General features: G+C 56.2%; 11 protein-coding genes. 9 read left to right on the top strand and 2 right to left on the bottom strand.

Translation table 11 applies throughout. The annotated features are described in order from the left end of the window. Nucleotides 1-36 precede the first annotated feature (36 nt). The 9 genes from thiC (at nucleotide 37) to EAE_RS08325 (ending at nucleotide 8,242) form a co-directional block, all read left to right on the top strand. On the top strand, nucleotides 37-1,932 hold the full coding sequence (gene thiC / locus EAE_RS08365; protein WP_015704012.1) for a phosphomethylpyrimidine synthase ThiC: 1,896 nt from the start codon (nucleotides 37-39) through the stop codon (nucleotides 1,930-1,932). Continuing rightward, nucleotides 1,932-2,567 carry a thiamine phosphate synthase gene (thiE, locus tag EAE_RS08360; protein ID WP_015368816.1) on the top strand — a complete coding sequence of 212 codons (636 nt, stop codon included), beginning with the start codon at nucleotides 1,932-1,934 and terminating at the stop codon, nucleotides 2,565-2,567. The genes thiC and thiE overlap by 1 nt, the downstream gene beginning before the upstream one ends. Next, the gene (locus EAE_RS08355; protein ID WP_015704011.1) at nucleotides 2,560-3,315 is read left to right on the top strand and encodes a HesA/MoeB/ThiF family protein; all 756 of its coding nucleotides are present in this window, start codon (nucleotides 2,560-2,562) and stop codon (nucleotides 3,313-3,315) included. Before thiE ends, EAE_RS08355 begins: the two co-directional genes overlap by 8 nt. Further along, entirely contained in the window at nucleotides 3,299-3,499 is a 201-nt protein-coding gene (gene thiS / locus EAE_RS08350; protein WP_015704010.1) for a sulfur carrier protein ThiS, read from the top strand. The genes EAE_RS08355 and thiS overlap by 17 nt, the downstream gene beginning before the upstream one ends. A gap of 1 nt (nucleotide 3,500) precedes the next feature. Next, nucleotides 3,501-4,271 (top strand): thiazole synthase, encoded by a 771-nt coding sequence (thiG, locus tag EAE_RS08345; protein WP_015704009.1) that lies wholly within the window; start codon nucleotides 3,501-3,503, stop codon nucleotides 4,269-4,271. After that, entirely contained in the window at nucleotides 4,268-5,401 is a 1,134-nt protein-coding gene (gene thiH, locus EAE_RS08340; RefSeq protein ID WP_015704008.1) for a 2-iminoacetate synthase ThiH, read from the top strand. Before thiG ends, thiH begins: the two co-directional genes overlap by 4 nt. Nucleotides 5,402-5,907: 506 nt before the next feature. Next, entirely contained in the window at nucleotides 5,908-7,440 is a 1,533-nt protein-coding gene (locus EAE_RS08335) for a sensor domain-containing diguanylate cyclase (protein ID WP_047079401.1), read from the top strand. A gap of 175 nt (nucleotides 7,441-7,615) precedes the next feature. Beyond that, nucleotides 7,616-7,921 carry a PTS sugar transporter subunit IIB gene (locus EAE_RS08330; RefSeq protein ID WP_015704006.1) on the top strand — a complete coding sequence of 102 codons (306 nt, stop codon included), beginning with the start codon at nucleotides 7,616-7,618 and terminating at the stop codon, nucleotides 7,919-7,921. A 3-nt stretch (nucleotides 7,922-7,924) separates the two neighbouring features. Further along, nucleotides 7,925-8,242, top strand: a complete 318-nt coding sequence (locus EAE_RS08325; RefSeq protein WP_015704005.1) for a PTS lactose/cellobiose transporter subunit IIA — start codon at nucleotides 7,925-7,927, stop codon at nucleotides 8,240-8,242. Nucleotides 8,243-8,284: 42 nt separating this feature from the next. Here EAE_RS08325 and dcuB read toward each other — a convergent pair whose 3' ends face one another. Together dcuB and rpoC are read right to left on the bottom strand one after the other, a co-directional pair. Continuing rightward, nucleotides 8,285-9,625, bottom strand: a complete 1,341-nt coding sequence (dcuB, locus tag EAE_RS08320) for an anaerobic C4-dicarboxylate transporter DcuB (protein ID WP_015368823.1) — start codon at nucleotides 9,623-9,625, stop codon at nucleotides 8,285-8,287. Between the two features lie 395 nt (nucleotides 9,626-10,020). Beyond that, entirely contained in the window at nucleotides 10,021-14,244 is a 4,224-nt protein-coding gene (gene rpoC / locus EAE_RS08315) for a DNA-directed RNA polymerase subunit beta' (protein WP_015368824.1), read from the bottom strand. Nucleotides 14,245-14,263 lie beyond the last annotated feature (19 nt).

Genomic DNA, 14,263 nt, shown 5'->3' with positions numbered 1-14,263 from the left:
ACAAGCCATCTCCTTTTTTTGTAACTGGAATGCGCTATGTCTACTACCAAACTGACCCGCCGGGAACAACGCGAACACGCGCAGCGATTCATTGATACGCTGGAAGTTACCGCTTTTCCCAATTCGCGCCGCATTTACATTCAAGGCTCACAGGCTGATATCCGCGTCCCGATGCGTGAAATCCAGCTCAGCCCGACGCTCATCGGCGGTGATAACGATAACCCCCAATACGAAGCCAACGAACCGATACCGGTGTATGACACCTCCGGACCTTATGGCGACCCGGAGATCAACATCGATGTCCGTCAGGGGCTGGCAAAACTACGCCAACCGTGGATCGACGCGCGTAACGACTGCGCGCCGCTCAACGAACGCAGCTCGGCTTACACTAAAGCGCGGCTGGCCGACGATGGCCTTGATGAACTGCGCTTCGGCGGCCTGCTGACGCCTAAACGCGCCGTCGCTGGCAAATGCGTGACGCAACTACACTATGCCCGCCAGGGGATCGTCACCCCGGAGATGGAATTCATCGCCATTCGCGAAAACATGGGCCGCGAGCGTATCCGCAGCGAGGTGCTGCGCCAGCAGCATGCCGGAGAAAGCTTTGGCGCACGCCTGCCGGACAACATTACCGCCGAATTCGTCCGCGATGAAGTCGCTGCCGGGCGAGCCATCATCCCGGCCAATATCAATCACCCGGAATCCGAGCCGATGATTATCGGCCGCAACTTCCTGGTGAAAGTGAATGCCAATATCGGCAACTCGGCGGTGACCTCTTCCATCGAAGAAGAAGTCGAGAAGCTGGTCTGGTCAACCCGCTGGGGCGCCGACACGGTAATGGACCTCTCCACCGGCCGCTATATCCACGAGACCCGCGAATGGATCCTGCGCAACAGCCCGGTGCCGATTGGTACCGTCCCGATTTACCAGGCGCTGGAGAAGGTCAACGGCATTGCTGAGAACCTGACCTGGGAAGCCTTCCGCGATACCCTGCTGGAACAGGCCGAACAGGGCGTCGACTACTTCACGATTCATGCCGGGGTGCTGCTGCGTTACGTGCCGATGACCGCGAAGCGGCTGACCGGGATCGTCTCGCGCGGCGGTTCGATCATGGCCAAGTGGTGCCTGTCGCATCATCAGGAAAACTTCCTCTACCAGCACTTCCGCGAAATCTGTGAAATCTGCGCCGCCTATGACGTGTCGCTGTCCCTCGGCGATGGTCTGCGCCCCGGCTCGATTCAGGATGCCAACGACGAGGCTCAGTTCGCCGAGCTGCATACGCTGGGCGAGCTGACTAAAATCGCCTGGGAGTATGACGTTCAGGTGATGATTGAAGGCCCCGGCCACGTGCCGATGCAGATGATTCGCCGCAATATGACCGAAGAGCTGGAGCACTGCCACGAAGCGCCGTTCTACACGCTGGGGCCGCTCACCACCGACATCGCGCCGGGCTATGATCATTTCACTTCCGGTATCGGCGCGGCAATGATTGGCTGGTTTGGCTGCGCCATGCTGTGCTACGTCACGCCAAAAGAACATCTCGGCTTGCCCAACAAAGAGGATGTAAAACAGGGGCTGATTACCTACAAAATCGCCGCCCACGCCGCCGACCTCGCTAAAGGCCACCCGGGGGCGCAGATCCGCGACAACGCGATGTCAAAAGCGCGTTTCGAATTCCGCTGGGAAGACCAGTTCAACCTCGCGCTCGATCCCTTTACCGCGCGGGCCTATCACGATGAAACCTTACCGCAGGAATCCGGCAAGGTCGCCCACTTCTGCTCCATGTGCGGACCGAAATTCTGTTCGATGAAGATCACGCAAGAGGTCCGCGACTACGCCGCAAAGCAAAATATCGAAGCCGGCATGGCCGATATGTCGAATAACTTCCGCGCCCGCGGCGGTGAAATCTACCTGAAAAAGGAAAATGCCTGATGTACCAGCCTGACTTTCCGCCCGTACCGTTTCGTCTCGGGCTTTATCCGGTTGTCGATAGCGTGGCGTGGATTGAGCGCCTGCTGGAAGCCGGCGTACGCACTATTCAATTGCGGATCAAGGACCAGCGCGACAGCGAGGTAGAGGATGATGTTATCGCCGCCATCGCGCTTGGCCGCCGCTATCGCGCGCGTCTGTTTATCAATGATTACTGGCAACTGGCGATTAAGCACCGGGCGTATGGCGTACATCTGGGTCAAGAGGACCTGGAAACCACCGACCTGAGCGCCATCCGTAAAGCCGGACTGCGCCTTGGCGTCTCCACTCACGACGACATGGAAATTGACGTCGCGCTGGCGGCGCGCCCTTCCTACATCGCACTGGGACACGTCTTCCCGACGCAAACCAAACAGATGCCTTCGGCGCCGCAGGGCCTCGAACAGCTTGCCGGGCATATTCAGCGGCTGGCCGATTATCCGACGGTTGCGATAGGCGGCATCAGTCTGGAAAAAGCACCGGGCGTACTGGCCACCGGCGTTGGCAGCATCGCGGTCGTCAGCGCCATTACCCAGGCTGCTGACTGGCGGGCTGCCACTGCACAACTGTTAACGCTGGCGGGAGCAGGCGATGAATGATCACGATTTCATGCGCTATAGCCGCCAGCTGCTGCTGGAAGATATCGCCATCGAGGGGCAGCAGAAACTGTTAGCCAGCCGGGCGCTGATTATTGGCCTGGGCGGCTTAGGTTCGCCGGCGGCGCTATATCTGGCGGGGGCCGGCGTCGGGACGCTGACGCTGGCCGATGACGACGCGGTGCATCTCAGCAACCTGCAGCGGCAAATTCTGTTCACCAGCGACGATATCGACCAGCCAAAAGCCGCGGCGGCAAAGACGCGGCTCAACCAACTCAATCCGCAAATCCGCCTCGTGGCGCTACAGCAGCGTTTAAGCGGCGAGGCGCTGCGCGCTGAAGTGGCGAAAGCCGACGTGGTGCTGGACTGTACCGATAACATGATCGCCCGCCAGGCGATTAACGCCGCCTGCGTCGCCCTTGAGACGCCGCTGGTGACCGCCAGCGCCGTCGGCTTCGGCGGCCAGTTGATGGTGCTGACGCCGCCCTGGGCGCAGGGCTGCTATCGCTGCCTGTGGCCGGACACCGCCGAACCGCAACGTAACTGCCGCACCGCGGGGATCGTCGGTCCGGTCGTCGGCATGATGGGGACGCTGCAGGCGCTGGAGGCCATAAAGCTCCTTAGCGGCATGGCGACGCCGCGCAACACGCTACGGCTGTTTGATGCCCGCACCAGCAACTGGCGCAACCTCGCGCTGCAAAAGGCCCAGGGCTGCCCGGTATGCGGAGGCCATGATGCAAGTCTGGTTTAACGACGAACCGCTGGAGTGCGCGGACAACCTCAGCGTAAGCGCCCTGCTCAGCCAACTGGAACAGCTCCAGCCCGGCGTTGCGCTGGCGCTCAATCAACACATCCTGCCACGCGAACGGTGGGAAGATCATCTCTTGCAGGAAGGCGATCGGGTCCTGCTTTTTCAGGTTATCGCCGGAGGCTGATATGTTACGTATTGCTGATAAGACATTTGAATCCCACCTTTTTACCGGAACCGGCAAGTTCGCCGCCCCGGAGGTGATGGTCGAGGCGATTCGCGCCTCGGGAAGCCAGCTGGTGACGCTGGCTATGAAGCGCGTCGATTTACGCCAGAACAATGACGCGATTCTCGCGCCGCTGCTGGCGGCGGGCGTTAACCTGCTGCCGAATACCTCAGGCGCCAAGACGGCGGAAGAAGCGGTATTTGCCGCCCGCCTGGCGCGGGAAGCCTTAGGCACCCACTGGTTGAAACTGGAGATCCACCCGGACGCCCGCTGGCTGCTGCCTGACCCCATTGAAACCCTGAAGGCGGCGGAATTGCTGGTGCGCGAAGGGTTTGTCGTCCTGCCCTATTGCGGCGCCGACCCGGTCCTGTGCAAACGGCTGGAAGAGGCTGGCTGCGCGGCGGTAATGCCGTTGGGTGCGCCGATAGGCTCCAACCAGGGGCTGGAAACCAAAGCCATGCTGGAGATTATTATCGAACAGGCGACGGTACCGGTGGTGGTTGATGCCGGGATCGGCGTACCGAGCCACGCGGCGCAGGCGCTGGAGATGGGCGCTGATGCGGTGCTGGTCAATACCGCCATTGCCGTCGCCGACGATCCTGTCGCCATGGCTCGCGCCTTCCGCATGGCGGTCGATGCCGGATTACTGGCGCGTCAGGCCGGACCGGGCGCACGCAGTATTCAGGCGCAGGCCACCAGCCCGCTGACCGGCTTTCTGGAGGCGCTGGCATGAAAACTTTTAGCGATCGCTGGCGGCAGCTGGAGTGGGATGACATCCGCCTGCGCATCAACAGCAAAACCGCCGCCGACGTCGAACGAGCGCTGGCGACAAAGCAGCTCACCCGCGATGACATGATGGCTCTGCTCTCTCCTGCCGCGGCCGATTACCTTGAACCGCTGGCCCAGCGCGCACAGCGCCTCACCCGGCAGCGCTTCGGCAACACCGTCAGCTTTTACGTACCGTTGTATTTGTCCAACCTGTGCGCCAACGACTGTACCTACTGCGGCTTCTCAATGAGTAATCGCATTAAGCGCAAGACGCTGGATGAAGCAGAGATTGCCCGCGAATGCGCCGCAATCCGCGATTTAGGCTTTGAGCATTTGTTACTGGTCACCGGCGAACATCAGAGTAAGGTCGGAATGGATTATTTCCGCCAGCATCTGCCATCCATCCGCCGCCAGTTTGCCTCGCTGCATATGGAAGTGCAGCCGCTGGCGACCGAAGAGTATGCCGAACTAAAAACGCTGGGGCTTGATGGGGTAATGGTCTACCAGGAGACCTACCATGAAGGCATGTATGCCCAGCACCACTTGAAAGGTAAAAAGCAGGATTTCTTCTGGCGCCTTGATACGCCGGATCGTCTGGGCGAAGCGGGGATCGACAAGATCGGCCTCGGCGCGCTCATTGGTCTTTCCGACAGCTGGCGGGTGGACTGCTTTATGGTCGCCGAACATCTGCTGTGGCTACAGCAGCGCTACTGGCGCAGCCGTTACTCTATCTCCTTCCCGCGTTTACGCCCTTGTGCCGGAGGGATTGCGCCAGCCTCGCTGATGGACGAACGTCAGCTGGTGCAGACCATTTGCGCCTTCCGCCTGCTGGCGCCGGAGGTTGAGCTGTCGCTCTCGACCCGTGAATCACCGTGGTTCCGCGACCGGGTGATCCCGCTGGCGATTAACAACGTCAGCGCGTTCTCCAAAACCCAGCCCGGCGGCTACGCCGACGATCATCCGGAACTTGAGCAATTTGCGCCACACGACGATCGCCGCCCTGAAGAGGTCGCCAGCGCGCTGGCCGCCTGTGGCCTGCAGCCGGTATGGAAAGACTGGGATAGCTGGCTGGGACGCGCCTCGCAATCATCATGAAGCATGCTGCAAGCAGCTGATTATTTTGCGTGCCTGCACGAGAGATGAAAAACGGAGGCTCGCCGAACTGCCGCCGTTTTTCTATTCTGCCCTGGTCAGCAGCGGACGCTGACCAGGGCGAGCTTTTCTTTCCTCTCTTCGCCCTGCCTCTACCGTCCGCACTGCCGCAAACATATTGCTATCAAATATTAATCACGATGATGAGCGCACTCAGCGTTATAATTTAGCGATAGTTACCTGATTCGCTAAGCAGGCATGCTGGCTTAACCTGCGTCTAAACCCACGGTTTATACCCTAAATAATTCGAGTTGCAGGACAAAACGGCTAGCCGTTTTGAACAGCGCTTGCGCTGGCCCCGTAGGGGCGAGGCTGAAGGCCGAGTCACGCGGCGACGCAGCGAATCCCCAGAAGCTTACTTCAGTAAGTGACTGGGGTGAGCGAGGAAAGCCAACGCACATGCAACTTGAAGTATGACGGGTATATTGATTCTGGACGATTAACAACTCATGGCACGCCACAACAGAAAGCTCTCTTTTACTACGCCGATCGTAGTGGGGTTTGCGGGGATTTTGCTCAGTTTTTTACTGATCGCAATCTTTGTTACCGCGACGCAGAAGAAAAACTTTCTTGAAGATTATCACCATATTAACCGCAACTTTACCCATAACCTTGCGGTGAACTACACCGAATCGCTGCTGCGCGAAAATGACTACATTCTGGCGCGCGCGACGAAATACTTTGCCCGCGACGATGCGCTCAATAGCGCCGTAAATCTCAATCCGCAAAAGGGTCTGGACGATTTGATGCGTCTGCAGGAGCTGATGCCGACGGTCTCCTCCATTTCGCTTGCCGATACTCTCGGTCATTATCTGCGCGCTCCCGAAGTGATGGAAGGCGATGAGAGCCGCACGTTTGATCCGAAAACGCGCCCCTGGTTTATTCGCCAGGCGGAAGCCAGTACCTTCAGCCTCTATACCAGTCCCTATCTGGATTACTTCACCCACCATCCTACCGTTACCGTCTACCGGCCTGTCATTTCACCGCAGGGGAGGCTCAAAGGTAGCCTGGCGTTTCATATGGATCTGACGTCGATGGGCTACGCGTTACGGCAGATTGTCTCACCGGTACAGGGCGAGTTTTTTGTCGTGCAACGCGACGGCAAAGTGGTGATCCATCCCGATACCGGCGCGCTATTTAAAACCTACGTTAGCGCGGAACTGATGGACAAAATGACCAGCGCGGAAGGCCAACTTTATGATGAGGAACATAAGGCCTGGTACTACTACTATTCCTTTACCAACCCTGACTGGTTCGTTATTTTCCGCGTCACCGATACCACCCTTGCCGACCTGACGCGCTATGAAACCGATATTGTCGCCTGGGGATTCGCTCTTGCCGCCATTGTCATCGTCCTGTTCGGGCTGTATCTGCGCCACGCTTCGCGTACCGTACTGATGAACATCATTAACGCCATTAAGACCGGCGACGTCAAACGCGCGCCGCGGCTGGAAGCCATGCTCAGCAAAGCGATCGAGAGCAATAAACAGCGTGAGCTCACCTATGTCCGCCAGGCTACCATCGATGCGCTAACCGGCTGCAAAAACCGCCGCGCCTTCGACAGCGATATCGCCGCCCTGATGAACGATCACCAGCCTTTCGCCCTCGCGTTGGTCGATATCGACAACTTTAAATCAATTAATGATACCTGGGGCCACCTCAATGGCGACATCGTGCTGCGCAACGTCGCGCGTGAAGGGATACAGATCCTGCAGCCGCAGGAGATCTCGCTTTACCGCTACGGCGGCGAAGAGTTTGCCGTTATCTTCCCTGCCGAACATATCGACAACGCGCTCACCATTCTGGAGAGCTGGCGCCTTAACGTTGCCAGCCGAACCTGGCGCGAAGAAGGATTAACCGTCACCTTTAGCGCCGGCCTCGGGGAATGGAATATGGAGCCGCTGGAAAAACTGGTCGTTAGCGTGGATGAAGCGTTGTATAAGGCCAAACAGCAGGGCAAGAATCGAATCGTTCGCGCCTGAGCACAACTCCCTGATAGCCCGCTTTTGCGGGCTTTTTTATCTCGGCCGCTGCAAAATTGAAACCGGTTTCATTTTTTGTGATGTTTTACACACAATCATGGTGAAGCGGTTGTGCCGCGCCGCCGCCCGCGATAAAGATGATGCATCAAGGAACATACATAAGGGCGATGAAACTATGAAGAATATCGTTTTATGCTGTGCCGCAGGAATGTCCACCAGCATGCTGGTGCAACGCATGAAAGAGGCCGCGCAAAAGAAAGGCATCGAAGTCTCGATCAAAGCTGTGCCGGTAGCGGAGTTCAAAGATAACCTGGCCGCGGCGGATATTATCCTGCTCGGCCCACAGGTGAAGTACGAGCAGGCGAAACTACAGGCGCTAGCCGACCCGGTCGGTAAAAAGGTCGCCGTTATTGACATGATGGATTACGGCATGATGAAAGGCGATGCCGTTCTGGATAAAGCCCTGAAGCTGATGGAGTAAGGCATGGAAGATTTAGAGACGATTATCATGGAGCTGCTGGTCAACGCCGGCTCCGCACGCAGTTCTGCCCTCACCGCCCTGCAGCAGGCGCGTAAAGGCGATTTTGCCGCCGCCGAACAGGCTATGGCCGACTCCCACGAATTCGTGAAGCATGCGCATAAAATCCAGACCCAGCTTATTGGCCTGGACGAAGGCAGCGGCAAGCTGCCGGTGAACCTGATTACCGTGCATTCCCAGGATCATCTAATGAACGCGATGGTGATTCAGGATTTAGCAACCGATATGATCGAACTGTATCGCCGCCTGCCGCCCGCACAATAATCCCGCTGATTTATCAGGCGCCGCCAGCGGCGCCTGTCTCAATTACAGAAAACCGTACATCGCCGCGAACACCCAGCCAAAGACGCAAGAAACGCTCACGCCAATTAATCCCGGCAGGATAAAGCTATGGTTTATGACGAAGCGGCCAATATGGGTCGTGCCTGAACGGTCAAACTGAATCGCCGCCAGATCGCTTGGGTAAGTCGGCAGGATGTAATAGCCGTAGCAGGCGGGCGCGGAAGCCACGATATAGGCCGGGTCAACGCCGATCGCCAGCGCTACCGGGACAATCGCCGCCAGCGCCGCCGCCTGAGAGTTGACGAACTTCGATACCAATAACAGCACGATAGCGTAGGCCCACGGGTACTCCTTCACCATCTCTCCGAGCACGCCTTTAATCTCGGTCATGTGCGCGCCAAACATGGTTTCCGCCATCCATGCGATACCGTACACCGCGACGATAGCGATCATCCCCGAGCGGAAAACCTCATTTTTTGAAATCGACGCCGGGTTAGTTTTGGTAATGATGATGATAAGCGCCCCGGAGAGCAGCATGAACATCTGGATCACCAGTACCATTGAGAGAGGCTTACCATCGAACGCCGGGCGCAGTTCGGAAAACGCGCCAAGCAGCGCCACTACGGCGATTGAGGCAAGGAAGATCCACATCGCGATCCAGTTGCTGGTCGGCAGCTTTTTATCCAATAGCGTGGCCGTATCGCCATAAACATAATGACGGTTTTCCGGTACTGCAATAAACGCCTGGAAGGTCTCGTCTTTATCAAGGTCCTTACCACGGAACCAGCTGAAGATGCCAATCGCCAAAATCCCCAGTAGCGTTGACGGAATGGTTATCGCCAGTAGATCGAGAAACTCAAGGTGCTTACCGTTAAAGGTAAAATTCCCGAGCATCGCCACCAGCGAGACCACCGCCACCGAAACCGGACTGGCAATGATCCCCATCTGAGCGCCAATCGAGCTCGCCGCCATCGGCCGCTCCGGGCGAATATTATTTTTGATAGCTACGTCGTAAATAATTGGCAGGATCGTATACACCACGTGGCCGGTACCGCACAGGATCGTCAGCGTACAGGTGACGAATGGCGCAACGATAGAAACGTATTTGGGGTTGCGCCGCAGGAGCTTCTCGGCAATCTGCAGCATCACGTCTAAACCGCCGGATGCCTGTAGCGTCGCCGAGGCGGCCACCACCGCGATAATCACCAGCATGACATCAACCGGCGGTTTTCCTGGTTTAAGATGAAAGACAAAAACTAAGATAACTAAGCCAATGCCGCCTAAAAGGCCGAGCGCAATGCCACCCTTTTTCGCGCCGTAGAACAGACAAATTAAGATAATGATGAGCTGTATAGCAAATTCCATGCATCCCCCAGAAGCTATCCATTAATAACGACAATACTCTCCGCCTTATTTTTATTTTGCTCACCACCTCCATTGCCTTTTAACAGGCGCAGTGCCCCCCTCAGTTGCGGTAAACCGAAAAGGATGGGGAAAAGTAATCACATGATTCTTTGAGTGTTTTGACTATATAGCGTTTGCGGCGCCTATTTTTTGATACATGTAGAATTTTTATCCATCGATTAGTGATGGCATAAAGAAATAGCAAATAGATAATTATCAGACATGTGTAATTTGCTAATTAATTGCGGCAATTACATTAAATAAATGTAATTTGTTTTAGGTGAGATAAATCGACAGGTAATAAAAAAGCCAGTCAGGAAACCTGACTGGCTTTTAAGCGCTTAGCGAATCAACGATTAATCGTTGTCAGAACCGCCCAGGCCTGCGTTCAGCAGTTCTGCCAGGTTGGCAGACGCTTCTTCTACGCTCACCTGCGGCGCAGCCGGCTGTTCGCCCGCTGCGCGACGGCGCATACGATCCTGGTGGTACGCATAACCGGTACCTGCCGGGATCAGACGACCCACGATGACGTTCTCTTTCAGACCGCGCAGTTCGTCGCGTTTGCCCGCAACGGCTGCTTCGGTCAGCACGCGAGTGGTCTCCTGGAACGATGCCGCGGAGATGAAGGACTCGGTTGCCAGAGACGCTTTGGTGATACCCAGCAGGTCGCGGGAATAGGTTGCCGCAACTTTGCCATTCGCTTCAAGCTCGCGGTTAGCGATCTTAACGCGGGAGTATTCAACCTGCTCACCTTCGAGGAAGTCGGAGCTACCAGCACTTTCGATGGTCGCTTTACGCAGCATCTGACGAACGATAACTTCAATGTGCTTATCGTTAATCTTAACGCCTTGCAGACGATAAACGTCCTGCACTTCGTTGGTGATGTAACGCGTTACCGCGTGTACGCCACGAAGACGCAGAATGTCGTGCGGCGCTTCCGGACCGTCGGAAACCACGTCACCACGTTCTACACGTTCACCTTCGAACACGTTCAGCTGACGCCATTTCGGAATCATCTCTTCGTACGGTTCGCTACCGTCTACCGGGGTGATAACCAGACGACGTTTCCCTTTGGTTTCTTTACCGAAGGAAATGATGCCACTGATTTCAGCCAGGATTGCCGGCTCTTTCGGACGACGTGCTTCGAACAGGTCCGCAACGCGCGGCAGACCACCGGTGATATCCTTGGTACCGCCAGATTCCTGCGGAACACGCGCCAGGGTGTCACCAGAGCTGATCTGTACGCCATCTTCCAGCTGAACAATCGCTTTACCCGGCAGGAAGTACTGAGCAGGCATATCGGTGCCTGGGATCAGAACATCGTTGCCCTGAGCATCAACAATTTTCAGCGCCGGACGCAGATCTTTACCACCGGAGGTACGTTCCGCGGAATCCAGAACCACCAGCGAAGACAGACCGGTCAGCTCGTCGGTCTGACGAGTAATGGTCTGGCCGTCGATCATGTCAGTGAAGCGGACGAAACCACTCACTTCGGTGATAACCGGCATGGTATGCGGATCCCAGTTTGCAACGGTTTCACCGCCAGCAACCTGTTCGCCGTCGCCTTTAGCCATAACGGAACCGTAAGGCACTTTATAGCTTTCTTTGGTACGACCAAATTCGTCGATCAGCTTCAGTTCGGTGTTACGCGAGGTGATAACCAGTTTACCGCTGGAGTTCACAACCGACTTCGCATTGCTCAGACGGATGCTACCTTTGTTTTTCACCTGGATGCTGGATTCAGCAGCCGCACGAGATGCCGCACCACCGATGTGGAACGTACGCATCGTCAGCTGTGTACCCGGCTCACCGATGGACTGTGCCGCGATAACGCCGATAGCCTCACCTTTGTTGATGAGGTGGCCACGCGCCAGGTCACGACCGTAGCAGTGCGCACATACACCAAAGTCGGTGTCACAGGATACAACGGAACGAACTTTGACGGAGTCAACGGAGTTCTCTTCCAGCAGGTCACACCAGTGCTCGTGCAGCAGCGTGTTGCGTGGAACCAGAATGTCCGCGGTACCCGGCTTCAGAACGTCTTCAGCAGTCACACGACCCAATACGCGATCGCGCAGCGGCTCTTTAACGTCGCCACCTTCGATAACCGGCGTCATGGTGATGCCTTCCAGGGTGCCACAATCGTCTTCAGTGACAACCAGGTCCTGCGCAACGTCAACCAGACGACGAGTCAGGTAACCGGAGTTCGCAGTCTTCAGTGCGGTATCCGCCAGACCTTTACGAGCACCGTGGGTGGAGATGAAGTACTGGAGTACGTTCAGACCTTCACGGAAGTTCGCGGTGATCGGCGTTTCGATGATGGAGCCATCCGGCTTCGCCATCAGACCGCGCATACCAGCCAGCTGACGAATCTGTGCCGCAGAACCACGCGCACCGGAGTCGGCCATCATGTAGATGCTGTTGAAGGAAACCTGCTGCTCTTCCTGACCGTCACGGTTAATCACGGTTTCGGTTTGCAGGTTATCCATCATCGCTTTGGATACACGATCGTTCGCCGCAGCCCAGATATCGATAACTTTGTTGTAGCGTTCGCCCGCAGTAACCAGACCAGACTGGAACTGTTCCTGAATCTCAGCAACTTCAGCTTCCGCTTCGCTGATGATTTCGTATTTTTTCTCCGGGATGACCATGTCATCGATACCAACGGATGCACCTGAGCGCGCTGCATAAGCAAAGCCGGTGTACATCGTCTGGTCCGCAAAAATAACGGTCGGTTTCAGACCCAGAATACGGTAACAGGTGTTCAGCATCTTAGAGATCGCTTTCTTACCGAGCGCCTGGTTCACGATAGAGAACGGCAGACCTTTCGGTACGATCATCCACAGAATGGCACGGCCGATGGTCGTGTCTTTCAGGCTGGTCTTCGCGACGAATTCACCATTGTCGTCTTTTTCGTATTCGGTGATACGCACTTTAACGCGCGCATGCAGAGAGGCCAGACCGGCGCGATAAATACGCTCCGCTTCTTTCGGGCCAGTCAGCACCATGCCTTCGCCTTTGGCGTTAACACAGTCACGGGTCATGTAGTACAGACCCAGTACAACGTCCTGAGACGGAACGATGATTGGTTCGCCGTTCGCCGGGGACAGGATGTTGTTGGTAGACATCATCAGCGCACGCGCTTCCAGCTGGGCTTCCAGCGTCAGCGGTACGTGAACAGCCATCTGGTCACCATCGAAGTCGGCGTTATATGCCGCACAAACCAGCGGGTGCAGCTGAATGGCTTTACCTTCGATCAGAACCGGTTCAAACGCCTGGATACCCAAACGGTGCAGTGTTGGCGCACGGTTCAGCAGTACCGGGTGTTCGCGGATAACTTCGTCCAGGATATCCCAAACGACAGCTTCTTCGCGCTCAACCATTTTCTTAGCGGCTTTGATGGTGGTGGCCAGGCCACGCAGTTCCAGCTTGCCGTAGATGAACGGTTTGAACAGCTCCAGCGCCATTTTCTTCGGCAGACCGCACTGATGCAGACGCAGGTATGGACCTACGGTGATTACAGAACGACCGGAGTAGTCAACACGCTTACCGAGCAGGTTCTGACGGAAACGACCCTGTTTACCTTTGATCATATCGGCCAAAGATTTCAGAGGACGTTTGTTGGAACCGGTGATCGCACGACCGCGACGACCGTTATCCAGCAGGGCGTCGACCGCTTCCTGCAGCATACGTTTTTCGTTGCGTACGATGATGTCCGGCGCAGCCAGATCCAGCAGACGTTTCAGACGGTTGTTACGGTTAATGACGCGACGATACAGATCGTTCAGGTCAGAAGTCGCAAAACGACCGCCATCCAGCGGAACCAGCGGACGCAGATCTGGCGGCAGAACCGGCAGAACGGTCAGGATCATCCACTCCGGCTTGTTGCCAGACTGAACGAAGGCTTCCAGCAGCTTAATGCGCTTGGTCAGCTTTTTACGCTTGGTTTCGGAGTTGGTTTCGTTCAGCTCTTCACGCAGCTGCTCGCACTCTTGCTCCAGGTCCATGCTTTTCAGCAGGGCCTGAATAGCTTCGGCGCCCATCTTCGCGTCGAATTCGTCACCGAACTCTTCCAGCGCGTCCAGGTACTGCTCTTCAGTCAGAATCTGGTTGCGTTCGAGGTTGGTCATGCCACCTTCGATAACAACATAAGATTCAAAGTACAGTACGCGTTCGATATCACGCAGCGGCATATCCAGCAGCAGACCGATACGGGACGGCAGAGACTTCAGGAACCAGATGTGGGCAGTCGGAGACGCCAGCTCGATGTGGCCCATGCGCTCACGACGCACTTTGGTCTGGGTCACTTCAACGCCGCACTTCTCACAGATAACACCACGGTGTTTCAGGCGCTTGTACTTACCGCACAGGCACTCATAGTCTTTTACTGGCCCGAAAATACGAGCGCAGAACAGACCGTCACGTTCTGGCTTGAACGTACGGTAGTTAATGGTTTCCGGCTTTTTAACTTCACCGAAAGACCATGAACGGATCATGTCTGGCGATGCCAGAGCAATTTTGATCGCATCAAACTCTTCGGTTTTAGTTTGCGCTTTCAGAAACTTTAATAAGTCTTTCACGGATTTGCTCCCGTCGGAG

The sequence above is a fragment of the Klebsiella aerogenes KCTC 2190 genome, from assembly GCF_000215745.1.
GTDB classification, from domain to species: domain Bacteria; phylum Pseudomonadota; class Gammaproteobacteria; order Enterobacterales; family Enterobacteriaceae; genus Klebsiella; species Klebsiella aerogenes.
This window is presented reverse-complemented; position numbering and strand designations above follow the sequence as displayed.